Annotated in this window: 19 protein-coding genes and 1 tRNA gene; 6 read left to right on the top strand and 14 right to left on the bottom strand. The window is 53.3% G+C overall.

What is annotated here, in order from left to right:
* Positions 1–10 precede the first annotated feature (10 nt).
* The 5 genes from lpdA to ACXLHR_RS04815 all read right to left on the bottom strand — a co-directional run bounded on the left by lpdA (position 11) and on the right by ACXLHR_RS04815 (position 7830).
* On the bottom strand, positions 11–1405 hold the full coding sequence (lpdA, locus tag ACXLHR_RS04835) for a dihydrolipoyl dehydrogenase (protein ID WP_458790401.1): 1395 nt from the start codon (positions 1403–1405) through the stop codon (positions 11–13).
* Positions 1406–1498: 93 nt separating this feature from the next.
* On the bottom strand, positions 1499–2071 hold the full coding sequence (locus tag ACXLHR_RS04830) for a DUF924 family protein (RefSeq protein ID WP_458790400.1): 573 nt from the start codon (positions 2069–2071) through the stop codon (positions 1499–1501).
* Between the two features lie 64 nt (positions 2072–2135).
* A complete protein-coding gene (locus ACXLHR_RS04825) occupies positions 2136–3401 on the bottom strand; it encodes an MFS transporter (RefSeq protein WP_458790399.1) in 1266 nt (421 codons plus the stop codon).
* 101 nt (positions 3402–3502) lie between these two features.
* Positions 3503–4552, bottom strand: coding sequence for a tRNA preQ1(34) S-adenosylmethionine ribosyltransferase-isomerase QueA (gene queA / locus ACXLHR_RS04820; protein WP_458790398.1), 1050 nt, complete (start codon positions 4550–4552; stop codon positions 3503–3505).
* A complete protein-coding gene (locus ACXLHR_RS04815) occupies positions 4549–7830 on the bottom strand; it encodes a DUF3971 domain-containing protein (protein ID WP_458790397.1) in 3282 nt (1093 codons plus the stop codon). The genes queA and ACXLHR_RS04815 overlap by 4 nt, the downstream gene beginning before the upstream one ends.
* An 82-nt stretch (positions 7831–7912) precedes the next feature.
* Here ACXLHR_RS04815 and bcp point away from each other — a divergent pair, with 82 nt between their 5' ends.
* The 3 genes from bcp to ACXLHR_RS04800 all read left to right on the top strand — a co-directional run bounded on the left by bcp (position 7913) and on the right by ACXLHR_RS04800 (position 10479).
* Entirely contained in the window at positions 7913–8380 is a 468-nt protein-coding gene (gene bcp, locus ACXLHR_RS04810; RefSeq protein WP_458790396.1) for a thioredoxin-dependent thiol peroxidase, read from the top strand.
* Positions 8381–8699: 319 nt separating this feature from the next.
* Entirely contained in the window at positions 8700–10007 is a 1308-nt protein-coding gene (locus tag ACXLHR_RS04805) for a DUF5930 domain-containing protein (RefSeq protein WP_458790395.1), read from the top strand.
* Positions 9997–10479, top strand: coding sequence for a bactofilin family protein (locus ACXLHR_RS04800; protein ID WP_458790394.1), 483 nt, complete (start codon positions 9997–9999; stop codon positions 10477–10479). The genes ACXLHR_RS04805 and ACXLHR_RS04800 overlap by 11 nt, the downstream gene beginning before the upstream one ends.
* Positions 10480–11490: 1011 nt before the next feature.
* On the opposite strand, the gene prfB is transcribed toward ACXLHR_RS04800, so the two are convergent.
* The 4 genes from prfB to ACXLHR_RS04780 all read right to left on the bottom strand — a co-directional run bounded on the left by prfB (position 11491) and on the right by ACXLHR_RS04780 (position 17642).
* The gene (gene prfB, locus ACXLHR_RS04795; protein ID WP_458790393.1) at positions 11491–12615 is read right to left on the bottom strand and encodes a peptide chain release factor 2; all 1125 of its coding nucleotides are present in this window, start codon (positions 12613–12615) and stop codon (positions 11491–11493) included.
* Between the two features lie 47 nt (positions 12616–12662).
* A complete protein-coding gene (locus tag ACXLHR_RS04790) occupies positions 12663–15182 on the bottom strand; it encodes a penicillin-binding protein 1A (RefSeq protein ID WP_458790392.1) in 2520 nt (839 codons plus the stop codon).
* A gap of 112 nt (positions 15183–15294) precedes the next feature.
* Positions 15295–16503, bottom strand: coding sequence for an N-acetylmuramoyl-L-alanine amidase (locus ACXLHR_RS04785; protein ID WP_458790391.1), 1209 nt, complete (start codon positions 16501–16503; stop codon positions 15295–15297).
* Complete coding sequence (locus tag ACXLHR_RS04780) at positions 16500–17642, bottom strand: pyridoxal phosphate-dependent aminotransferase (RefSeq protein ID WP_458790390.1); 1143 nt, start codon at positions 17640–17642, stop codon at positions 16500–16502. Before ACXLHR_RS04780 ends, ACXLHR_RS04785 begins: the two co-directional genes overlap by 4 nt.
* Positions 17643–17764: 122 nt before the next feature.
* Between ACXLHR_RS04780 and ACXLHR_RS04775 the strand changes: the two genes are divergently transcribed.
* Positions 17765–18502 (top strand): DsbA family protein, encoded by a 738-nt coding sequence (locus ACXLHR_RS04775; protein ID WP_458790389.1) that lies wholly within the window; start codon positions 17765–17767, stop codon positions 18500–18502.
* A gap of 1058 nt (positions 18503–19560) precedes the next feature.
* On the opposite strand, the gene ACXLHR_RS04770 is transcribed toward ACXLHR_RS04775, so the two are convergent.
* Positions 19561–20172 (bottom strand): response regulator transcription factor, encoded by a 612-nt coding sequence (locus ACXLHR_RS04770; protein WP_458790388.1) that lies wholly within the window; start codon positions 20170–20172, stop codon positions 19561–19563.
* Between the two features lie 558 nt (positions 20173–20730).
* Between ACXLHR_RS04770 and ACXLHR_RS04765 the strand changes: the two genes are divergently transcribed.
* Positions 20731–22014 carry a hypothetical protein gene (locus ACXLHR_RS04765; RefSeq protein ID WP_458790387.1) on the top strand — a complete coding sequence of 428 codons (1284 nt, stop codon included), beginning with the start codon at positions 20731–20733 and terminating at the stop codon, positions 22012–22014.
* 93 nt (positions 22015–22107) lie between these two features.
* Positions 22108–23214, top strand: a complete 1107-nt coding sequence (locus ACXLHR_RS04760) for a hypothetical protein (RefSeq protein ID WP_458790386.1) — start codon at positions 22108–22110, stop codon at positions 23212–23214.
* Here the strand turns inward: ACXLHR_RS04760 and ACXLHR_RS04755 are convergent.
* From ACXLHR_RS04755 to ACXLHR_RS04740, 4 genes are all read right to left on the bottom strand, one after another.
* The gene (locus ACXLHR_RS04755) at positions 23211–23681 is read right to left on the bottom strand and encodes a hypothetical protein (RefSeq protein WP_458790385.1); all 471 of its coding nucleotides are present in this window, start codon (positions 23679–23681) and stop codon (positions 23211–23213) included. The two genes, ACXLHR_RS04760 and ACXLHR_RS04755, sit on opposite strands and share 4 nt — an antisense overlap.
* The gene (locus ACXLHR_RS04750) at positions 23678–24565 is read right to left on the bottom strand and encodes a CsgG/HfaB family protein (RefSeq protein ID WP_458790384.1); all 888 of its coding nucleotides are present in this window, start codon (positions 24563–24565) and stop codon (positions 23678–23680) included. Before ACXLHR_RS04750 ends, ACXLHR_RS04755 begins: the two co-directional genes overlap by 4 nt.
* Complete coding sequence (locus ACXLHR_RS04745; RefSeq protein ID WP_458790383.1) at positions 24562–24945, bottom strand: hypothetical protein; 384 nt, start codon at positions 24943–24945, stop codon at positions 24562–24564. The genes ACXLHR_RS04750 and ACXLHR_RS04745 overlap by 4 nt, the downstream gene beginning before the upstream one ends.
* 767 nt (positions 24946–25712) lie before the next feature.
* A tRNA-Arg gene (locus tag ACXLHR_RS04740) sits at positions 25713–25789 on the bottom strand.
* Between the last annotated feature and the right edge of the window lie 9 nt (positions 25790–25798).

Genomic DNA, 25798 nt, shown 5'->3' with positions numbered 1-25798 from the left:
TAATGTCAGATTACATGTGGATTACGCGGCCATATGCATCCAGAACGCTTTCGTGCATCATTTCGGACAGCGTCGGGTGTGGGAACACGGTGGCCATAAGATCTTCCTCAGTGGTCTCCAACTGGCGGCCGACAACGTAGCCTTGGATCAGCTCGGTGACTTCTGCACCGACCATATGCGCGCCCAAAAGTTCGCCAGTTTTTACGTCAAACACAGTTTTGACCATGCCTTCGGGTTCACCCAATGCAATCGCCTTGCCGTTGCCCATGAAGGGAAAGCGGCCGACTTTGATCTCGTAGCCCAACTCTTTGGCTTTCGCCTCGGTGTAGCCGACGCTGGCAATCTGCGGGTGGCAATATGTGCAACCTGCGATGCTTTCCGGTTTGACGGGATGCGCGTGCATGCCGGCCATCAATTCAGCGACCATCACACCTTCATGAGATGCCTTATGTGCAAGCCAAGGCGCGCCCGCAATGTCACCAATCGCATAAAGACCCTCGACCGTCGTCCGGCAGAATTCATCGGTCACCACATGGGTCCGGTCGATTTTCACGCCCAGTTCCTCAAGACCCAGATCTTCGCAGTTGCCGACAATACCCACAGCCGAAATCACAGTGTCAAACTCGTGCTTTTCGACCTTGCCGCCCACTTCGATATGGGCCGTTACCTTGCCTTTGCCGCGATCAAGTTGCTTAACCATGGCTTTTTCCATGATCTTCATGCCCTGTTTTACAAACTGCTTTTTCGCAAAGGCCGAAATCTCGGCATCTTCCACGGGCAGCACACGGTCCATGACCTCAACGACAGTTGTTTCGGACCCCATGGTATTGTAAAAGCTAGCGAATTCGATGCCAATAGCGCCAGAGCCGATGACCAACAGATTTTTAGGCATATGCGGCGGGTTCAACGCATGGCGATAGGTCCAGACCAACTCGCCGTCTGCCTCAAGACCTGGCAATTCACGCGCACGCGCGCCTGTCGCCAGCACGATATTTTTCGCTGTCAGCTCTTCGCCGCCCTTTTCAGTTTCGACTGAAACCTTGCCTTTGGCTGTGATCTTGGCAGTGCCCATAAAGGTCGTGATCTTGTTCTTTTTCATCAAATGACTGATACCACCTGACAACTGTCCCGCAACCTGACGGCTGCGTTTGACCACAGCAGCCAGATCAAAACTGGCCTTTTCGACCGACAGGCCGAACTCTTTGGCGCGGTGCATCAGGTGATAAACTTCAGAGGTCCGCAGCAGCGCCTTTGTCGGAATACAGCCCCAGTTGAGACAGATGCCACCCATATTCTCACGCTCGACAATCGCGACATTCATCCCAAGCTGTGCTGCACGAATTGCGGCGACATAGCCGCCCGGGCCTGCACCAATCACGACAAGATCAAAGTTCTTCGCGGCCATTCTTCGTCCTCCAAATTTAGAATTAGTTTGATGTTAAACTACTTTTCAACGGACCTCTAGTGACCATCGCCTTTCGCGATAAAACCCATTTGATTAATTGCTAAACGCGCGAAATGCCGCTCCATATCCGCCGTCCTGCATGAATTTTTCCTCGGCAGGTGTCGCAACACGCGCCAAGGCTTCATTACGGAATGGAAAGCGGCCGAATTGCCGGATAATCGCGCGATGCACTTTGGCATGCTTTAAGGTGCTGGCCCCATGCTTTGGCATACGCGCATGGATCAACCGCACCGCGCGGTCCTGATCAGTCAAAACCTCGGAATGCATCAAGGGCATGTAGAAGAACTGGCGCTGCGGTTCCACAACCTTGCGGTCCCAGTCGCGTTCAATTGCTGCTTTTGCGACCGCTCGTGCCGCACAATCGGTATCAAACGACCTGGCATCACCCCGAAACATGTTGCGCGAAAACTGATCGGTCAAAATAAGATAGGCCAATGCACCCGTCGGATCCGTCAACCATAGCCCGCAACCGCCCTCTTGCGCATCCTGCCAGACCGACCCGAACTGGTCCCGTATTTTCTGGTCAAGCGCATCGTCGACCAGATACCATCCATCGGGGCCGATCTCATCAACCCAAAACGTCACAATTTGCTTGGTAATATGCACTTGCGTCCCTCCATCCGACCCTTTTGATTTAAACCAAACAGACCGGCGGCCATCAGGCAAGCATTTATACGTTCGCCTGCGCCTCTTCTTCCAGTTCAGCCTCGACATAGGCCTCTTGTGCAACTTCTGCCAAAACCGGGGACGACGACGAGGACACAGCCACATAACTGACACCATCGGTGTCCAGATCAGAGCGGCTACGACGTGTCATCCGGTAAGCTGCGTAGGCCCCAAGCAACAACATCAAAATCGCCGAGAATAGCCAATAGCCAGTTGCACCAAGTTCCCCCATGATCCAGCCTACAATCAATGGTCCTGCAATAGCGCCAACCCCGTTAATGAACAAAAGCCCACCAGATGCGGCCGCCATGTCGTCACGCTCCAGATAGTCGTTTGTATAGGCGATAAGCAGTGCATAAAGTGGGTTTGACGTACCGCCCAGAACCGCAGCACTGAACAATATGACCCCGAAACTATCGGGGATAAAAAACGCGACCAAGCTGCCCAAGCCGCCGACCACGCCCAAAATCAGGATCAGGATCCGGCGGTCGATGCGGTCGGACATCCAGCCGATCGGATATTGCGCGACGAGCGCTGCCACATAAATCACCGAGACAAATAACGAGATTTGCCCAACGGAAAGACCGATCTGCGATCCGTAAACCGCCGACATGCCGAACTGCGACGCAAACACGCCGCCCAACAAGAACATCCCCACACAGCCCAACGGCGAGGCCTCGATCAACCGGCGAATAGTCATCGGTTTTGTCTGCGCAAACTGCGGCGTCGGGCGTATCGACAACAAAATCGGTGCAAACGCCAATGACACCAGTACTGATGGAATGATGAACAAGGCATAGCCAGAAATATCGCCCTGCGACACGATATATTGCGCCGCAACAATTCCCGCCATCTGTACCATAAGATATAAGGACAGCGCCTTGCCGCGTGTGGCATTGGTGGAAGCATCGTTCAGCCAGCTTTCAGCCGTGATATACACACCGCAAAAGCAAAACCCGATGATAACGCGCCCCAGCGTCCATGCCCAAGGTTCGACTAGCACGGGATATAAGATAAGCACCGCGGAAATAGCCGACCCCAAGGCCGCAAATACCCGCACATGTCCGACACGGCGAATGAGCTTCGGTGTCATTTTGGAACTGAACAAAAAGCCCACAAAATAGCCAGACATGATGACGGATAGCGAAAATGTGCTGAACCCTTCCAGATCGCCACGCAGACCCAGCAGCGTTCCTTGCAAACCGTTGCCGATCATCAACATGAACATGCCAAGATACAGCGCCCAAGAGCCACTTAATACCTGAATCATAAACGTGGTCCCTTACCTGAATTCTTTGGACTGCCTAACAGTCCCCGCCACAAAGCCCAAGTGTCTGTTGCGACACCTCAGCAAACGCCAACGTCAGCGCCTTATTCCGGAAGAAGCAAGGAAGCATCGCCATAAGAAAAGAACCTGTATTTTTCGTGAATTGCGTGTGCGTAAATCCGCTTAACGGGGTCAACGCCCATCATTGCGGACACCAACATCATCAATGTCGACTTGGGGAGATGGAAATTTGTCATCAATCCGTCTGCCACTTTGAATTCGAATCCCGGCGTAATGAAAATATCTGTTTCGCCCTTCCAAGGGGCTATTTCTCCTGTGCGCGCAGCACTTTCAATCAGCCGCAACGCCGTGGTACCGACAGGAATAACCCGCCGTCCCTCGGACTTTGCTAGCGCGATTTCTGCCGCAGCAGCCGGTGTGACCTCGCCCCATTCCGCGTGCATTTTATGGGTCGTAATATCGTCGACCTTCACTGGCAGGAACGTGCCGGCCCCTACATGCAAGGTCACATGCACAAACTGCACGCCCATCGCCGCGAGTTCCTGTAATAACGGGCCGTCAAAATGTAATGACGCGGTTGGAGCCGCCACAGCACCCGCGTGCTTTGCCCAAAAGGTCTGATAATCCACCTTGTCTGCATCGTCCGCAGGGCGTTTGGCGGCGATATAAGGCGGCAACGGCATTGCTCCTACCGCATTCAGCGCGTCATCAAAACCGTCACCCGTCAGGCTGAACTGCAACTGTGCCTGACCATCGGCACGCGCCATAACAGTGGCCGATAGTTCGTCCGAAAACACAATTACTTCGCCGTCGTTTACTTTGCGCAGCGGTTTAATCATCGCCATCCATGTGCCGTCGCTGCGCGGATCAAGTAGGGTCACATCCATTTTGGCCGCAGTCATTCCAAACTCGCCATTGCGGTGGCGCAGGCCAAACAAACGAGCCGGAATAACCTTGGTATCATTCAATACCAACACGTCACCGCTGCGTAAAAACGAAGGCAAATCTGCCACCACATGATCCGAAATTTGTGCGCCGTTGGCGACCAACATTTTGGCCGAGGGACGCGGCTTTGCAGGGCGCACTGCAATCAAATCTTCGGGCAGTTCGAAATCAAAATCGGATAGCTTCACTGTGATACCTCTGGTGGCGGACGGCGGAATAGTTCGCGAAACATGCCCGGGGTCAGCGCAGACAACGGGTTTACGCTAACATTGGGACTTGCCGCACTGCCCGTAAGGTTAAAGTTGAAGCCAATCAACCCTTCACCTTTACGGGTGAGAAACGATCCAACGCTATTGATCAGGTAGAACGGCGACACCACCCCTTGAAAATCGATCTGTTTGGACGCAAGCGCATAAATCCCGTCAATCGAAATGCCTAGCCCCGGCCCTACCGCACTTGCCTCTGTCACAATCACACGGTCGGGGGTCAGGCGAAACTTTGCGTCGACCTCGTCAAACGCCAGCCCGCCACCGTCTAGCTGTTGCACCAACCCCACAACGCTAATCGCATCCAACAATGCGGCAATCGACGGGGCATCTCGCACCCGCAATCCGCGCACCGCCAAAGTGCCATCAAACGTACCCGCAGCGCCAACAGGCAACAGCGTCAGGTCCAGCGTGCCGCCAACGCCGTTTTTGACAAAGCCCGCTGCGCCAACCACGCCGCCGGCATCATTCGAGACTAAGCGTACAGCCGAGCGCCCGTTTTGGGGCACCACCGTGCCACGCAGCAAAGGTCCATCATTTACATGCCCCGTGAACGCACCCGAAAACCCGCCTGTCCCGCTAAAGTCACCGCGAAAATCGCGCAGTGTAATGCCTTCGGTGATCTGCAACCGATCTAGCCGAAGGCTCATCGGCCCTAATTGCGTCCCGTTGCCACCAGTTCCGCCAAATGACGCGCCGCGCAAATCCAGCATACCACCACTCAGGCTTACGCCGACAGGTTGGCCCTTGCCACGCCCTGAAACCGTAATCGGTGCATTCATCCAGTTTCCGATACGGACCTGAGTAAATTGCGCCTCGTCCAATGCACCCGCAGGCGTCAATCTGATCGACCCCTTAGCGTCCAAGCCGCCGCCACTGATCTCAAGCTTGTCCACACGCGGCACCGCCCCAAGCGTACCCGAAACCAGCAGCGCCCCGCGCGCATTGGGCTCTTTGCGCCAGCCAATTGCGGGCAGACCCACACTCACCCCGCGCAAATCCGATGTCAGACGAAACGCAGGCGCTTGGTTTTCAACCAAATCTAATGTCAAATCCGCCTGCCCCTCACCACCCAGCGCACCTGCGGGTAATGCAATGCCAAAAGCATCCAATAACGGCTGCGACAGTGTGACGGTCGATGTCAGCTGCGATTTACCCGCCTCCGCAGCCCCAAATGCCTTGCGCCACGTACCATTCGCGGCAATGCCGTCCAACTGGGCGGGACCGGAAATCTGCACCCCATCATTGTCAACTAGCACGTCGAGACGTGAAGCGGTCAACCTGCGCCCCTTAATCACGGTATCACTGCGCAGGTTCGTCATAGCTGCGGCAATATCTAGCTCTACCTCTTCAGGCGGCACGCCTTTGCGTAAAGGAAACTGCAAATAGCCCTGCACAGTGGCACGCCCGTCCGCAATATCAACACTCTGCCCAGCCTTACTGATAAACTGGAACCGTTCGCTATCCAAAAGCGCAAGGGTCGCAGTAATTGTACCGTCCATGCGAAGGTCCAGCGCCGCATTACCGCCTCGCACACGGGTATCCAAAATCGTGATCGCAGTGCCTGTCAAATCAATCGCGCCCCCCTGCGGCGCAGGCACACGACCCGCGTCCAGTGACACTATCAGCTGGTTATCAAGTAAGTTTCCGACACCCACAGCGCCCCGCAACAGGGGCATATCGCGCATATACCTTGCGGTCGCCCCTTCGAACTCGAACCTTGCAGTGATCGCAGGCGGCGCACCTTGCACCGTGCGAAAATCGAATTGGGTATCGGTCAACATCCCCGCAGAAACGTTCTCAACCATCCACAAGCGACTGCGCGGCTTTAAACTCTCGGGCCACAGTGCAACAAGACGCGCCGCATCAATCTGGTCCAGCGCGCCGTTCACCGCCACCTCCCACCCATCGGGAGCAGCAGAAATGCGGCCCTGCGCCGTCAGATGCGTCTCGCCGTCTGCCAGAGCCAACTGGCCGATCTCTACGGCAAAAGGCGCGAACCGCAATCGCGCGTCCACCGACAATGGCGGCAAGGTTAGGCCCTGCGGATACAGGCCGCCCTGCGCTAACGTCACATCGGAAAACGCGATCTGCGCGACCAAAGCCTGTGGCACGCCGCTTTCAAACTCGCGCAGGTAGGCACGGCCGGATGCCGCAACACGCCCCGCAGGCGCATCAATCTCGACCTGATCAAAACTAATCAACTGACTGGCGGGATCATACGTCATATAGGCCTTAGCGCTGTCAAACCCGATCGGATCGGTCTCTGCATTGGGCTGTAACGCGCCAGCCCCCAGTTCTAGCGTCGCACTCAACGGACCCAGCGCGCCCTTTTCATTTAATGTCGTGCGCAGAGCTGCCGAAATCGGCGCATCCACTTCGGCCAACCAGCGCAGTGCATCGGACTGGCTCGCAATATCACGGGCCAGGGCATCGGTGATCGACACTCCAATCACGGCCTCATCGGCACCTTGTGCGTGATCAAACTGAAACGTCAGTTGCGTAATGGCCGCGCCACCCGACAAAACAGTAAATGCGCCACGCATCGCAGTTTGCCCGCCGCGTAGGTCCAAATCAATCACCCCGCCGTCCACGGTCCAGCTACGTCCGGCGCGCGCATCACTATAGTTCACGACCACACCAGTCGCACTTATCTCTTCAAGTGCAGCAAGTGCGGGCGCCTCAAATAGCTTCACCGATTGATCAAGCAAGGCGGCAAAAGACGGTGCCGACTTTGGCCCGCTGCCTCCAAACACCAGCGATACAGAGCCGTCTTTCGCGCGGTTCACGTTAATCTGCGCGCCCTTTAGCGCCACATCCTGCATCAACACGCTACCGTCGAACAGCACGCCACGCGGCGATATCAGACCCTCAACCACCGGAATTCGCGCGACCAACATCCCGCTCGCATCCAGTATTTCGGTCTCTTGCAAACGAACCCTTGGATGAAGATCACGCCCTATCGCTATGAAAATACTATCAAAAGTTAGCTGTCCGCCATTCAGCGCCAATGAAGCACGCTGCTCGATGCGCGACTTTAACCAATCAGGCGCATCGATATCGCGGTCTATCAATAATAACGCCGCCACGGCCGCAAAAACCACCGGAAGAATAGCAAGTAGCCCAGAGATGCGTAAAACATGCCAAAACGGCCGCCAAAAGCGATGCTTGGGTTTTGGTGTGATTTGTTCATCAACCATGGTCGCCCGATCATCGCCCTCTTTATTTTTACCAGCGTTGGGCTAGAAAGAACCCGACACTTTTATACAACGGGAAAAAAACATGCGCACTCTCAAAATTGGCGACAAGGCCCCCGCCTTCAGCTTACCACGCGATGGTGGCGATCTAGTTAACCTCGCAGACTTCGCAGGCCGGCAGGTCGTGCTTTACTTTTATCCCCGCGACGACACATCAGGGTGCACAAAAGAAGCGACCGGTTTCACGCAAGCAGTCACAGATTTTGCCAAGTCCAACACCGTAGTGCTTGGCGTATCAAAAGACCCCGTTAAAAAACACGAAAAATTCGTGTCAAAACACGCGCTTGGCATCGCATTGTTATCTGACGAAACCACAGATCTGTGCGAAACCTACGGCGTCTGGGTCGAGAAATCGATGTATGGCAAAACCTTTATGGGCATCGAGCGTGCCACATTCTTGATCGGCACCGACGGAAAAATCGTACAAATATGGCGGAAGGTTAAGGTGGCGGGCCATGTCGAAGTGGTGCTTGCGGCCGCGCGCGTAATATAACCCCACTATTGTAGATGGCTGTGAATGTGATGCGCCGCTGACCGGCTCTCAAACGCGTCCTTTACAGACGAAAAACGAGGTCGAGCAGGTATTCCGCGGCTTTCCTGCTGGCCGCTCATAGCTGGTTACAGATCTGATTAAGCAGAATTGCAGTTAAAAAGTAGGCGAAATGACGCCTAAAATGCAAATATCCATGAAAAATCCGTAAACCGCTGCCCAAAATTGTTGCGGGATGGGGCTTGGGTCTCTAACAGCAAAGGGCGGTAGGTTCAGGCTTGGGAATCCGTCGCACACCGGGACGGGACAAGGAAACTATCTTTTGAGAACTCGCATTACAGCGCGGATACACGCGAAACTAGAACGCCATTTCCCAGAGAAAAGGTTGTTTTTGCGCTCCGACAATGAAACGCGGTTCATTCGCTTGACCTCTGAGACCCAACTGGTGGCATGGACGGGCGGCACACTTGTGGTTGGCTGGACTATTATTGCGACCGCGATTTTGCTGATGGACAGCATCGGTGCCGGCAACTTTCGCGCGCAAGCCCAACGCGACCAGATGATCTACGAACAACGGCTCAATTCGCTCTCGTCAGAACGCGACAACCGTGCTGAAGAGGCCGTGGCCGCGCAGCGCCGCTTCACTTCCGCACTCGAGCAAATCTCGATCATGCAATCTGAACTGCTTAACACAGAAGACAAGCGCCGCGAACTCGAAACCGGCCTTGAGGTTGTGCAATCCACCCTGCGTGACACCATGAAAGATCGCGAATTGGCCCGCGACCAGGTTGCCGCCCTCTCTGGCGATGGCACCACAGGCGGCGCTAGCCTGATGACGCAAGAAGCCACCGGCACAATGAACTTGCTGGCAGACGCCCTGCGCGACACCGCAACAGAGCGCGACCTGATCGCGGCCGACGCCGCATTTGCATTAGATCACGCAGCCGAAATGGAGCTAGAACTCCGTCTGCTGGGCGAAAAGAACGACGAAATCTTCCGCCAGCTTGAAGAAGCGATGATGGTCTCAGTCGAGCCTTTGGACAAGATGTTCCGCCAAGCAGGTCTGAACCCGGAGACACTGCTGTCAGCGGTGCGCCGTGGTTATTCAGGTACTGGCGGTCCGCTTATGCCGCTGCAATTCTCGACCAAAGGCGGCGCGCCGGATCCTGACGCAGAACGCGCAAATGGCATCCTGGATCGTATGGACCGTATTAACCTCTACCGGATCGCGGCTGAACGTGCCCCGTTCGACATCCCAGTGAAGGCAAACTTCCGCTTCACATCAGGTTTTGGTCAGCGTTGGGGCCGCTTGCACGCAGGCACCGACTTTGCCGGTCCTGTCGGCACTCCGATCTATGCCACCGCAGACGGCGTCGTCACCTTTGCAGGCTGGTCATCGGGCTATGGACGTCTGGTAAAAATCCAGCATGAGTTTGGTATCGAGACCCGTTACGCTCACCAAAACGCGATAAAAGTTTCAGTTGGACAAAGAGTCTCGCGCGGAGATAGAATTGGTGATATGGGCAACTCAGGCCGGTCCACCGGGCCTCACCTTCACTACGAGGTCCGCGTCGGTGGCGAACCTGTTAACCCAATGATTTACATAAGAGCTGGACAAGATGTTTTCTAAATCCAAAATCAATGAGCCAGGCCCAAAGGCCGATGAAACACCAAAGATGCCTGCGGCATCTGCACCTGCACCTGACTTCAAGTCAGCGGCCCCAAAAGCCAAACCGGCAGCATCCGTGCTGTCGTCAGACCTTTTGGTCACGGGTAACCTGAAAACGACAGGTGATATCCAGATCGAGGGTCAAGTTGATGGCGACATTCGTGCACATCTGCTGACAGTCGGTGAAGGTGCCACCGTGCGCGGTGAAGTGATTGCCGATGATGTTGTGGTCAATGGCCGTGTCATCGGCCGTGTACGTGGTCTGAAAGTCCGCCTGACGTCGTCCGCACGGGTCGAGGGTGATATCATCCACAAGACCATCGCGATCGAATCCGGTGCACACTTCGAAGGCTCTGTGCAACGTCAGGACGATCCCCTGACAAATGGCACGGGCGGCAAGGCAAAGATGCCAACGCCTGAGACAAAATCCTAAGTTTCCCGAATGGGGCTTAAGCTAAAGGGCGCCTGATATTGATCAGAGCGCCCTTTTTCTTGCGTTTACGAAAGCGTCAGAAATCCTCAGTGAGCGTCACCACCAACGAGCCAAAAAACCTGCCACAATTGGTTAGAGTTTGAATTGGTTTTTAGTAGCCGCACATCAGCAATTTTCACGCTGTTCTAAAGGCGAATGCTTCTGCCACCTGATCGCGGATCAAGATATTTAGGAGACAGAAACTTTTAGATTTATTGATTAACCGCTGAATGCGCCCCACAGACCGCCGGCTGCAGTTACCTAGCCAAGGCTCTTTGCGAACTTGGATCCGGCGAATGCCCTGCTGATCAACACAGCAATAGAGATACCGACACCATGTAAAATATCCGTAAATACGGCAAATCCGAAACCAAACGCGTTCTCACCTGCGGGCCTAACTCAGCACCATGTGCGGGGCCATGGAACAGTCCCAAAATGCACTTAATTACTGCCGGCACACCAACGGGTTAAGGAAGAGTCAGCGCCACCTTCAGTCCGAGATTAGGACCATCGGCTCGACAAAGGCATAAGGTAACGCCCATATTGCGCGGCCGCCTCGTGATGCGCCCATAGCCAAATTTCGACCACGAGTATGTGATTGAGCCTGAATGAAAGGTGCGACAGCCCAACCATGACAAACCGTGCTCATCCGGGTTGAGTTGCGCGAGTGCTGGCGTGGCTAAAAGAGATACTCCGGCAGTAAGAAAAATACGTTTCATACTGGTTTCTAAGTTGGTCATTAAGACTATTAGTAGGGAGTATTATTTTAGAGTGACATAACGCATTATGATCTGCCAAAGTGATTGCAAGAAACTGCATTTCTTTGTGTAATGGCTGACAACCAAAACGACCGTTTGCTGAAACGTTATATTGGCAGGCGACCCGGCTCCATCTCGCGGCGCTGCAACCGTCGTACGGCTACAATTAAATCCGTGACGCCATCAAACCGAGAGCCGTACCGGCCCGGAACCTCTAGTCGCCCTGCGCGTCCGCTCGAGACTTGCCCGATACCGCCAGTGCCAGCGTTGCCGCCATAAAGCCGTCCAGATCACCATCCAGCACGCCTTTGGTATCTGATGTTTCGTGTAAGGTGCGCAGGTCTTTCACCATTTGGTAAGGCTGTAAGACGTAGCTGCGAATCTGGTTGCCCCAGCCCGCATCCCCCGCATTCTCATGCACGTCGTTCACAATTGCCGAGCGCTTATCCAATTCCATCTGGTACAAGCGCGACTTGAGCGCCTTCATACAAATATCGCGGTTCTGGTGTTGGGATTTTTCGGAACTGGTTACAACGATACCTGTCGGAAAGTGGGTAATGCGCACCGCCGAATCGGTGGTGTTGACGTGCTGACCACCGGCACCAGACGAGCGATACGTGTCCAAACGAATATCCTTGGCCTCAACCTGAATATCAATATCGTCATCCACCACCGGATATACCTTCACCGAGGTGAACGATGTATGGCGTTTGGCAGCACTATCGAACGGCGAAATGCGGACCAAGCGGTGCACACCGCTTTCTGATTTCAACCAGCCATAGGCATTTTGACCGGAAATCTTATAGGAAGCCGACTTGATGCCCGCCTCTTCCCCAGGGGTTTCGGATTGCAACTCAACCTTATAGCCCTTTTTCTCGGCCCAACGGACATACATGCGTGCCAGCATATTGGCCCAATCGCAGGACTCGGTGCCGCCTGCCCCAGAATTTATCTCTAGGAACGTGTCATTGCCATCCGCCTCGCCGTCGAGCAGCGCTTCCAATTCTTTACGGGCGGCATGTTTGGCGAGCTTTTTCAGCGCCGCCTCAGCTTCATCCACAACCTCGGCGTCATCTTCCATCTCGCCAAGTGCGATCAACTCGATATTATCAGCCAAATCCTGTCTGATGCTTTCGTAAGCACCAATCGCATCGACTAAATTCTGGCGATCACGCATCAATTTCTGCGCCGCATCGGGATCGTTCCACAGGGTCGGATCTTCAACTCGGGCGTTGAATTCCTCCAAGCGATATGGGGCCGTGTCGTAATCCAAACGCTGCGCGAGCAGGTTCAACGACTTTTCGACCGCATCAACGGTGTTTTGGGTATCTGCGCGCATAGGAGCCCTATCTGGAAAACGACGTTAATTTTGGATAACAAGGGCGGTCAATAAAGACCACCCGAAGATAGTGTGCCGAACGTCGCCTTGGGGCCTACCGTGGCCGTGCCACCCGACGAAGTCGTGACAGAACGGTTCGAGCGTGGGACAACATCAAACAACGGCAGATCCGCCGCCATGCCAAAGCCACCATCAAAGGTAATCCCAAAGTTGGGCAATTCGCCAGGACGGAAACATTCTGCAATCACATTGGTGCCGCTGGCACTATCAGGCAAACGCGCGCCATTAAAGCGGTCGATCTTCACAAACTGACAGTTCGCAGGCACATTAAACTGACCACCGCCATATTTCTTAATCGCCTGTCCCATAAACTGGCTGAACACCGGCCCACATAACGTGCCACCGAACGCGCCGCGACCTAAAGAGCGAGGGTTATCAAACCCGATGTAGCAGCCCGCAACGATGTTACTAGAGAAACCGATGAACCAAACATCCTTGGCATCATTGGTCGTGCCCGTCTTTCCGGCAATCGGAACCGGCAGTTTCACTGTCCGCGAGGCCGATCCACGCTGCACAACACCCTCCAACATCGAGGTCAACTGATAGGCGGTAATCTCGTTCATCACACGCTCGCGATTTGAAACAATACGCGGTGACTGTCCAAGCGGTAGGTTCAAATCCGTGCAATCATCGCAGGTACGCTCGTCATGTCGATACACTGTCTTACCATAGCGGTCCTGCACACGGTCGACCAACGTCGGCTCGACACGTTCACCACCGTTCGCAAACATCGCATAGGCCGCGACCATCTTGAACAGTGTCGTCTCGTCGGAGCCAAGTGCGGTCGACAGCACACGGTTCATGCGATCATAAACACCAAACTTCTCGGCATAATCTCCGACAACATCAATGCCGACCTCTTGGGCCAAACGAATGGTCATCAGGTTACGCGATTGCTCGATCCCTGTGCGCAGTGGTGTCGGGCCGTAGAACTGGTTCGATGCGTTCTGCGGACGCCAGACACCCTGTGGCGTATTAATCTCGATCGGCGCATCTACCACAATTGTGGCGGGCGAATAGCCACTGTCCAAAGCAGCGGCATAAACAAACGGTTTGAATGACGAACCGGGCTGACGATTGGCTTGGGTTGCACGGTTGAACACCGACGCCTGATAAGAGAACCCGCCCTGCATCGAGATCACACGACCAGTGTTGACGTCCATGGCCATAAACGCGCCCTGCACTTCCGGAACCTGGCGCAGTGTCCAGCGAATGAAGCTACCATCGGCATCGGCGGTCATGCGGCGCACATGCACCACATCTCCAACATCAAAGTTTTCGGCAAAATCGCCTCTGATCCATTCAATATCGTTGCGCGGTACGAACTGTGGTTCAGCCTCGGTCTCCAACACATTTTCGATGCCAATCCGTAATTGCGCATCCCCAACCTCTAGCACGACAGCTGGAAACCATTGGTTCTCAAGCGTAATGTCACGGGCAACAACGACATCTCTTAAGGCCGCACGCCAGCTTTCCTCGCTGGCTAATGCCTCAACCGCAATCGTTTTTGAGGTCCCTGTCCAACGCCCAACACCACGATCATAGGATTCGAGCGCCTTTTGCAAAGCATGTGCAGCCTCGATTTGCATCTCGGGATCCACAGTTGCACGGATCGACAGCCCCCCACTAAAGAACTCGTCCTCGCCAAAGTTCTGGCTCAACTGACGCCTGATCTCGTCCGTGAAATAATCACGCGGCGGACGTTCGGAACGAAAGCTGTCAATATCACCCGATTGCACAGTCAACAGCGGTTCTTCGCGGGAGGCATTATAGGTTTCATCATCCAGATACCCGTTTTCCCACATCTCGCGCAGAACAAAATTCCGGCGTGGAATAACCCGCGCTAAGTCGCGTACCGGATCATAGCGCGACGGCGCTTTTGGCAAAACCGCCAGATAAGCCGCCTCTGCGGGTGACAGATCCGATAGCGGTTTGTTGAAATAGGTCAAAGACGCCGCCGTCACACCAAAGCTGTTTTTGCCAAGGAAAATTTCGTTGAGATACAACTCAAGAATTCGTTCTTTAGGCATCGCCTGCTCGATCCGGACAGCCAAGATGATTTCTTTGATCTTACGCTCCACAGACCGAGAACCATCGAGTAAAAAGTTCTTCATGACCTGTTGGGTGATCGTCGAGGCCCCGCGTACGTCTTCGCCACGGCTCTTGACCGCATCGAAAACCGCAGCGGCCATACCACGGGCATCAAACCCGTTGTGCACATAGAAATTCTTGTCCTCAGCCGACACAAACGCCTGTTTAACCAGATCGGGAATCTCTTCAGCGGGAGTGAACAAACGGCGCTCGGTGGCAAACTCGTCAATGATATTGCCTTCACCCGAATAAATCCGACTGATCGTCTTAGGCGTATACTGTGACAACACCTCGTAAGACGGCAAATCACGGCCATACATGTGGAAAACGGCACCAATGGTCAGCGCCATCATTGCAAGACCTAGTGTCAGCATCGAAAAGATACCGCCAAAAAATGACATAATAAAGCGCAGCACAGGCATTAGCCCCCATATATTGTTAGGTGGCTTATAAGGGCACATACGCCAATGGTCAAAAGCCGAAAGCAGCATTTCGCTACCCGTCACATCACTTTTTCAAAACTTACCGCTACTGGCGAACCAAGGGGGCCCGCGATGCCTTCGCATCTGCCCAAGACGTTAGTGCAGATACAATGCCCGCCACCATCGGCGCGCGACCGATCTGGCTGGACAATGCCGCGCGGTCCGTATCCGACGACAAAAACCCGACCTCGACCAGAATGCTAGCAAAATCAGGCGCATTTAGCACCGCCAGCTTACCTGTGCGGCGCGGACGGCTGTTTAATTTCACACCCGCTCCGCGTAAACCTTTGACCACCGCATCTGCCAGCAGAGTTCCCGATGGACCCGTCTCCAATCGCGCCAGATCCATTAGGATCGTAGCTATTCGGTCGTCATGCCCCGCAAGGTCCAAACCCGCTAGCAAATCTCCACGTTCATGGCGCTCGGCCATCCGTTCGGACGCGCTATCCACCGCGGCATCCGACAAAGTATAGACGGACGCGCCCTGCGCCCCACCTTCCTCCAATGCGTCCGCATGAAGCGAGACAAATGCAGACACCCCCGCTGCGCGCGCAATGGTCATGCGGGTATCAAGCGGAACAAAGAAATCCGCGTCACGGGTCAGAATTGCACGCATCTGGCCTGTGCGGTTGATCGCCTCCGCAACCTCGATCGCCAGTGCCAGCACAACATCCGCTTCGCGCACACCATCCCGTTCGGCACCAGGATCAATGCCGCCGTGCCCCGGATCAATGGCGACAATCATCGGCCCGTCAGGCTCTTTTTGCGCTTTCGTTGTCATATCCGCCTGCGCGAGTGCCTGCCATTCCGAGTCTACAGGTGCCCCCGCAGATGCAGCAAATTCCACGTCGCTTACGGCGTCCATCATCACATGCAGCACCGCAATTCCCGTTTGCGTATCCACCGTCATACCCGCCTCGGACACCCCCATCGCGCGGCCCAAGTCGATCACCATCCGGGACCATCCGGGGCGTAACGGGCCAAAGCGCAAGTCACTGGCATGGTCGGCATTCAGCATCGCTTCACGGCTGGCCCCGCGCCAATCCACCTCGCGAAAATCCAGAACCAGACGCTTGGGTACGTCCAGTGTAAACACCCTGTACGGAACCGCTTGGCTTAAATGCAAATCGACGGCCAGCCCGCTCCCCGCATCCGTCACCTGACTTTTGGCCGCATCGATACGCGCCAAAGCACTGAATTGTTGCGCAAAAACCGGCGAGCTCAAGCAGATCAATAGCGCCACGAACCGAATCATGCCCTCGCCTCCATGAACGACTTGATACGGGCCACACCTTCGGTGATATCCGCGGTTGATTGCGCATAAGAAAACCGCAACCATTTGTGTCCGTCAACAGGATCAAAATCCAAGCCCGGCGTCACAGCAACCCGCGCCTCATCTAAAATCTGTGCCGCAAATGCCCGCGCATCATCAGTATACTCCGATACGTCCACATAGATATAAAATGCCCCGTCAGGCGGTGCAAACTTGCCCAAGCCCGCAGCGGCAAGACCCACAATCATAATGGCCCGATTGGTCGCATAGACCTCCAAATGTCCGTCCAGCTCGTCCGCACAGTCAAATGCCGCCAGCGCCAAAACCTGCGAGGCATGCGGCGAACAAATAAACATGTTCTGCGCTAACCGCTCCACCTTGCGCACATGATCCGCGGGCACAACCATCCAGCCAACCCGCCAACCGGTCATGGAAAAATACTTGGAAAACGAATTAATCACATAGACATCGTCCGTGACCTGTAACGCCGTGACCGCAGCTTTATCGTAACTGATGCCATGATAAATCTCGTCAGAAATAAATGCCGCCCCCGCCTTCGCACAAGCATCCGCCAGCGCCTGCATCTGTGCCAAGTCCAACATCGTACCTGTCGGGTTTGCAGGTGAGGCCACAATTAACCCGTCCAGATCAAACTGCGCCACATCTTCCGGCTGCGGTTGATAGCGGCCCGCTGCGGTGGTCTCCATCTCCACAGGGGCCAAGCCGACTGCCTTCAAAATCTGGCGGTAGGACGGATAACATGGCAGGCCCAAACCGACCCGCGCATCGTTGTCGAACAAGGCCGAAAACGCGAGTAAAAACGCACCTGACGCGCCCGCAGTAATCACCACACGGGTCGGATCGAGATCAACCCCGTAAACATCACCGTAATGGCGCGCAATCCGCGCACGCAACGCAGGTAATCCCAAGCTCACAGTATATCCCAGCGGTTCTGCCAATGCGTCGGTCAAAACGTCCCGCGCACCTTTCGGTCCGCCTGTGCTAGGCTGCCCGACCTCCATATGGATAATATGACGGCCTGCGTCCTCGGCTTTACGCGCCGCCTCCATTACATCCATCACAATAAAGGGATCGACGTCGCCTCGGGTTGAGTGTCTCATGGGCTGCCTCATATGTTTTCAGCACTTGTGCCTGTTGCAAGTGGGGTGCGTCAACAACTGACCTTGGCAGTCCCGCGCAGATGTGATCCAATTCCCGCCAAAGCCTAATGAAAGAAACAGATATGAAATTCGCAGCCCTCGTCCTCACCCTGACCTTGGCCACCCCGTCTCTCGCCCAAGAGGCCATGACCGACGCAGAACGCACTGCCTTTCGCGCGGAAGTCCGCGCCTATCTTGTCGAAAATCCCGAAGTTCTCATGGAAGCGTTCGGCGTGTTAGAGCAGCGTGAACAAACAGCCAAGGCAAGCACCGATATCGAGCTGGCCCAAACCTACGCGGGGCAATTACACGACGATCCGAACTCTTGGGTCGGCGGCAATCCCGAAGGTGACATTATCGTCGTCGAATTTACCGACTATAAATGTGGCTATTGCAAAAAAGCCCACCCAGAAGTCGCCACACTTTTAGAAACTGACGGTAACATCCGCTACATCGTAAAAGAATTTCCGATTCTGGGCGAGCAATCCTTATTGGCCGCGCAGTTTGCAATCGCCGCACGGATCGTGGCGGGCGACGAGGCCTACGAGGCCGCGCACAACACCCTGATGGAATTCCGCGGCGACGTAACCCCCGACATGCTCGGTAATCTCTCCGATAGCCTCGCCCTCGACACCGGCGCCATCCTTGCCGAGATGCAAGGAGACGCCGTCGCTAAAATTATCCAGGAAAACCGCCTGCTTGGCCAAGCCATGCAAATCAGCGGCACCCCCACCTTTGTGGTCGAAGACCAAATGCTACGCGGCTACGTGCCTTACGACCAAATGGCGCAAATAGTCGAAGCAATCCGCGAGGAAAGCTAGACCCTCGGCAGAACATCGCCACCTCAAAGGCGGTGTTCGCCTCCACTTACCAAAACGACCGATACCATCAAAATGAAAAGCCTTTGATGCTGATCGGGTTTTGAAGAGATGTCATGGCGATGAAAGAAAACACTTTTCCGCGCGTCAACTGTACCGACCTTGCCCCCCAAGCACACCAACAACCAAGCTGATGAGTGTTGACCTGTTAACCCTTTTAGGACGCTTGGGAAAAAGCGAATGTTGTAAAGTGTAAGTCAACAGCCGCGCGTCTATTGCAGGCACTCCATAAATGGCTGCGATACCGGCTGAAACCTTCCGCGATTATCGTAGCCGGATACCCCACCTCCCAATTACATGGTTATCAAGGCCAGCCCTAGCGCGTTAACGGTTGGTACATTTTAGAAGTTAATAGTTCAAAGTTGCCCCTGCCGATAGACTGCTCTGGGGATCCTTAGGCAATGAAACCATTACAGCTTGGGTTAGCAAGCAAACGGCAGCGCCCTACCCCGACCCGAAAATTTTAGCTTTCTAATGGACATAGTAAAGAGAGACCTACGAACAGAATAACGTCCTGAGCAAGGGTCTTCGTGGACAATATCGTGATGCAGTCATGCCCCAACTCGTCAACTATTTCGGTAAGCTCATTAGAAGGAACCAACGGACGCGGATGCACTGATCCGACTACATTTCAGTGCTGCACATATCAGAAGGTCCGCTAGATCAAGCGTCATCGTTCTCGTATCACCGTTTTGCAATTCTAAACTTGGCAAGCGATGGCGGGTGCAAAGTCGCACCTGGCACCGCACAGCATAGATGCCCAGACTTCTTACGATCGCTGAAAATGGTCAGCAAAGATGTTAGAACAATCATCGCCAAATCCCTCCGATGTTTAACCCAGCAAGGCACACTGTGACGTTATCTTGCTAGGCCGAGGAATAGATCAGGCTTGCACAATCTTCGCCGCTCCCACCGCGCGGTGTGCGCGCCCGCATCTCCATTCAACTGAACGAGTAATCTAGTATTCAACACATCAAATCAGACCGACGGTTTCGAGATGTTTAAAGGTGACTAAGTGATGGTTCAGTAAATTCGAGGACTGCGGCACGACTAGATAGACCAAGCTTTTGGCATGCGCGTGTCTTATAAGTTTCTGCCGATTTGGCACTAATACCAAGACAGTGCCCAATTTCCTTCAAAGTCATGCCCCGTCCGTAAAATCGCAATGTTTCTCTTTCGCGAAGACTAAGTTTAGGGCCGTAAATCGGTGCATCTCGGTCCGATTTCACATTCAAAAAAATTGTAGCCAGCGCCTCGGGCGCCATATCCAGATCGACCACGCCTCGCACCGCTGGACGTGTCGCCACCAGTCCCGAGGGACCACCAACAAGCACAACGCAGATAAGCTTATCATCAAGTAGATGCGCCGCGTCGCATGCTGGATTTTCAAGAATATCGGGATCAATGGCGTAGATGTCAGTGAGAGAACACGTTTGCGGTAGGTCAGCCAGACTGGAAATATCGCTTTGCAGTGAGCCGCCAGCGATCGAAACCGCCCGCTTTACGTGCAAACGCACTTTCTCATTTGATGAAAGAAGCGTAATTTTGAACTGCAAAGATGGACATATTTCAGGCAAATTTGCCCCAGCTCGGACAGTATGAAACTCAAACATCGGAAACCTCGTAGATAAATTTGTTACGATTGGTCAAAAAATAAACGACCTCGTGTCATGCTGTTTGCCGCCGAAATGGTACCATAAAAAAATTAATGGCTTTTTAGAACTCAGACGGAAAAGTAATCAACACCCAAAAACACCTTAACACATTTACTCTTGATTTTCCATTGACAATGTAAATCCACATAAATGCCATCAATTAGACTCATTTATCTATAAAAAAGTTGAAATTAGCTCTATTCACCAAACACTTCCACTTTACAATTAATACGTAATGTGGATGTAGGTTTTTTCCTGACTTTATTGCTTTTGCCGTTGGTGCAAACCTTTGTTGTATTCCAAACGGCTCTGGGGGGAGCTGAGAACGGAAGAAATATCCCAAGGCGATTCGTCAAGGGATGCGGAAGATCCAGAAGTACAATTTTGGATTCCACTTCAGCCACTCTTAAATCCCTCTTTTTATCCGTTGGTTTGTATTGTGTCGGACGTTTTCTGACCGGCATACTCACGCCCGCTGGCTTACATCTGGGGGCTAATTGAAAGATGGAGACTATTATGAACAAGTTCCTCACAACTACAGCCATTGCCACATTTCTTGCTATGCCTGCGATGGCAGAACAGACTGATATTTCGCAAACCGTAGAGGCGCTTCAGCAAGCCCTGAACAAGATCAATATCAGTGATGATGCAACTAATGTGTCACAAGCTGGTATTAACGCAGCCAACATTATTTCCATTGATTTTGGATCGCTGGATGATGTGAATCAGTTTGCCGAAGAAGATATGCTCCAGGAAGCAATAAACGACTTTGAAACCCAAGGCACAGGTAGCAACCCTGCAATTCTGGCCGATATCACGCAAGCCGGCACGAACGTGCTGAACAGCATCGACCTGACCCTAGACGCTGGCCAAGGTTACGACATCAACCGCCTGACACAAGTCATCGATAACGCAGATCAAAACGCATTCAATGACATCGATATTCGCGATGGTTTCAGTGTCGGCATTGATCAAGATGCAACAAACGTCATGAACATGGCGGCAATGGATGACTTGCTTGAAGATGCTGGTGGCATCGATATGCTGCAAGAAATCGATGACAGCACACAGAATGCTGGCAACCAATTTGATGTCGACTTAGGCGTCACAGACATTGCACAAGATGCGGTCAACGTGATGAACCTCGCTGAAATCGAAGACGATTTGAAGGGTGATTCAGTTCAAAAAGTCTTTGGTGACATCGAACAATATGCCGGAAACGTTGCACATGACACAACGCCTGGCGCGTCAATTGCAAACTTGATGCAAAGCGCGGTAAACGTGGCAAACAGCCTGAGTGTCGGAGAGAATTCACTTAACGTTGGCGGCTCGCTCAGTGGCGCGTCTATCAAGCAAATCTATGACGGCGACGATGGCGACGGTCAGGGTGCGTCAAACTATGTGATGTTCAGTAGCGCTGGACTTGTTGGCGCAGTGCCTGCCGCGCTGGATCCAGTAATCATCGACCAATCGTCATTGAACGCGATTAACCTTGCAACGGTAACACAGGTAGGTTGGACGGTTTCACAAGACGCGACCGATGTTTATCAGTCCGCAAGCAACATGGCTGTGAACACTCATGGTGGCATCAATGCAGACGTGGCCTACTTTGATCAAAGTGCTACGAACGTAGCCAACATCTTGTCGGCGGGTTCATTGCCTGACCTCAACGGTCTGACCGAAGTGACGCAGAACTTCTCAGGCGATCAGTATGCGGCTAACAGCTTGCTGGGCGCTGATGACCTGAACAGCGTCACGCAGGCAGCGACAAACGTCGCAAACTCTGTGAGCGGATTGTAATTTACCACGTATAACCTATGGGGCGGCGGGTCTGCCGCCGCCCCATCCCGCGCTTTGTAGCGCCCCTTTCCAAATCTGAATTGGTATTCTCCCATGCAGCGTATGCTTACGGTCTTAGCCCTTGTTGGCACCGCGACCTCCGCTACAGCGGAGAGCCCCGACCTTGGTGGATTTGTGGTTACCCAAACCTCTATTGGTAACCAGACAGGTCTGAACGAAATCTACCGCGATGGATCGGCGATACTAAACGGTGACAGCGGAAACTCTGTCCTCAGCACCTTTTCGTCTATTGGACAGATCGGCGGCGGCATTCTGAACCCTGATATGACCGGCGCGGTTGATCAGTCGATCCTGAATGCGGTCAATCTGCTGCTTGCGACCGAGGCGGTTGTTGAAAATGTTGATCAGACGATGCTAGGCAATCAAATTGCACGCAATGTCCTCTTGGCAACACAAACAGGCAACCCATTTGTTACGGACCAGATTGGTGAAAACATAGCCAATATCGTGATCGCCGATCAAGTTGATGCTGTGCGTCAGGCCTTTGGTCCCGGTGCCACGCAGTCAGTCTACAACGAAGTAACAAGTCCTGCCGCTGACTTGGCGGGTGTGACGCAGACAGGGCGGAATACCGCAAATGTGGTATTGGCTACAGTGTCTATCGGATCGGGGGAACAACTGTTTCCCTCTGATACCACGCAGAGGATAGAAAATATGGTTGGCCTAGATCAAGCCGTAAATCTACGCGATGAGATAACCCAATCTGGTACAAACATCGGTAACGTCTTGATCGCAGACGATGTGCGCGATGTCGCGCGCATTTTCAGCGGCACCCAGATTGTGCTTAACACAGTCACATCGCTGGATGGGAACACGCCAGTAGGCGTCAACCAGCGCGGCCTGAACATTGCAAACTTTGTCAGCGCAAAAAACGTCCAAGGGCTGACGCAGGTGTCTGATGGTCGTCAAATTGTTGAAAACCGGATCGAGGGCGTCACGCTGAAAGAGATGTCAGAAAATATTGCAGGTTATACGCATTCCAGCACAAACATCGTCAACCTGCTTGAAATTCAAGCAACCGATACGCCGAAATCTGGCGGCACAATCAATGCGACCCAGACCGCAAATCAATCCCAGACAGTGCAGAGTAATCTAGGCACGCATAGTCAGGTTGGTAACGCGGCGTCAATTTCCCGCTAGAACGACAACTCTGAACAGGACAACGATGCGCACCAAGGTCCGGCGCTGATACGCGGCGCATTTGGCCATGCCTCGGGTTTGTTTTGAGAATAGTTACTTGCGCTACGGCCATATTCCAAGGCGCTACGTTGCAGGCGTTCAGCACAAATTGACGCTCCTTGTGCGCGCACCAGCTTTTTTGTCAACCGCTGCAAACGGGCATCAACTCCTAATGGTTCTGCCATGCCAAGGGTTTGAAAAAACATAGAAATCTCTGCTGAATCCGCCAATGGCGAGCCGGGCAGTATGTCCTCGCAGGTCAACGCAAGCGTGCGGTAACTCACCATCGTCTCAAGAAAACGCGTTGGATCATAAGTTGGTGCCTCCACAATGACCGGGCCGTCTTGGTCCGGCGTGGACACGTTTTGCGCGAATGATGCGGTTGCACAAACGGCTGCGACCAGTGCTATCGCTATGGGACGGATCACTGCGTCACCGCAGCCGCTGCTGCCACAGCCGCAAGTCTCTGGTTTTCAGGCAATAAACGGTCACAACTGCCGTCATGATTTAGTGTCGTTGAAACGATGTCATATGCGGCTTCTGCCAACATCCACCTGATACCAGCGTGCAGGCCTTCCTGACTTTTGGATCCGATCTGGACATCGAAAAGTTCATCGTCGAAGAAACGGAACACAGAGCCCGAAACCTCACGGCCCACGGCTTGTTTAGAATAGGCTTGTGCCATAATAAGTTCGGTCGAGCGCGTGTCTGTGACGCGCAGGTCAGCCGCCATAGTCATGGCAAAGTTACGTTGCCCGCCGCTTAGTCCAAAAAACGCACCCTCAACTCCGCCAGAATAGGTGTTGAAATCTAACTGTGTAATCGCGCCGTCTATGACAACATCTGATCCGCGTAAGGATCCGCGCTCAAGCGGACGGTAAGGCAGAGATTCACCTTCAACAACTGTGGTCCGTCCATCGCCCAGAATTTGTTCTCTTGCGCGGGCAATTTCGAATTCAGAAACTGTTGTGTTGATACGATTGACCTGCTTCACGCCAGCGCGCGCCAAAGCGGTGACCAACATGCCAGCAGTATCACGCGGAATAAATGCGCCGGCTGCGTCAATTTCGATCTTTTGCGTCATATCAGAAATGAGGTGAACCGAAAATACACGTCCACTATTACGAACAGCTGAAGTATTTGAAAGACATTGCAAGGCGGCGTCGGCTGGCGTTGCAACAACCGTCGGGATTGCGCCGTTATAGACGGGACGAGCCGCGGTCATTTGCGGTGGCAGGCTTTCACACCCCATCAAAGCGGCAACAATCAATGCGCCACTGGTCGCCTTTAAAGGTTTCAATTTTACGGTCATTTCATGCTTTCCAGTCTGGCGGCGGCGTCTGCGATGGCCGCATCGGGATCATTGGTCAGCGTATTTACCGCAGCTCCGCTTCCTTCTTGGATCGTCTGATCGCCAGTATTGTCTTGACCGGTATCGATTGTGTTGTTCCCGTCACCCGTAATGACGATAGACAGCGAATTGCCCGTTTGCCCACTCGCAGCAGCACCAGCGCCAACGCTTTCTCGATTAAATGACATATAGTTAAGGCGGGTTTGTTCGCTTAATAAAAGGATCTGCCGCTCGGACGGGGTTCTGAAGTCCCAAGGTTGACTTTCACTTAGTCCATTCGCGAAAACAACGCTAGGCACCGAACCTATCGCCAAAATAATGCCAGACAGAAATTTCAACATTCAATGCTCCAATTGCGAATTCGAAAAATATTCAATGGATTTGATCTTGTCGTAAGAAACTAAAACGCTAAGTATGCTCGTAAAATATTCACGCATTATTATCACAATCCAACTTATTTATATAGTGTAAATTGAGATCGTGACGAATTAGCAACATGCTTTAAGTAGCTTACGCTAGATATTGTTTATCTTCTTCAAATACGTGTCCTTTTCAGTCGGCATCCAGATCTGCTTCCGGTCCTTGTCACGCGGCGCCGTGCAAAAAATCTAAGTTCCAAAACTGATTGATACGTCTTAGCCCAATTTTCGTGCTTGCTGATATCGCCAAATGCCTGCCATATTGCTGAGCCCCTCCCCCATTAAAATTAGCGGTGTTCAAAGCTAGAATTTTTTCGGCAAGATATCTGAGGCGAGAGATGAGAACGTAAAAGATTGCTGCCCGGCTGGAACACATCCATTGGGGCAAGCCCCAGCAAAATACCTACATCGAGCCATATAACCGCACCTTCCGCAGCGAATAGTTGAGCCAACACATATTTGGAACTATCATAGAGGCGCAGGACCTCGCGACCGAATATTCTGGGCTTACAACAACTGGCTGGCTCCTATTAAATAAGGGATAACCTGTTGCAGCCCGCTCGACGGTTTTTTCCTTTTCAAGGCCTAATTGGCTCGTATAAAACGCCTAAGAGCACCTTAATTCGGAACAAGTCCGGAATCTGCTCTACTTGGCATTAACCAAAATCCACATAACTTATTTGAAATAATGGTGCACCCAACTGGATTCGAACCAGTGACCTCTGCCTTCGGAGGGCAGCGCTCTATCCAGCTGAGCTATGGGTGCCTTGCGGTG

It is taken from the genome of Yoonia sp. MH D7 (assembly GCF_054439475.1).
The sequence above is the reverse complement of the archived record's forward strand: the minus strand, read 5'-3'. Positions and strand labels throughout refer to the sequence as shown.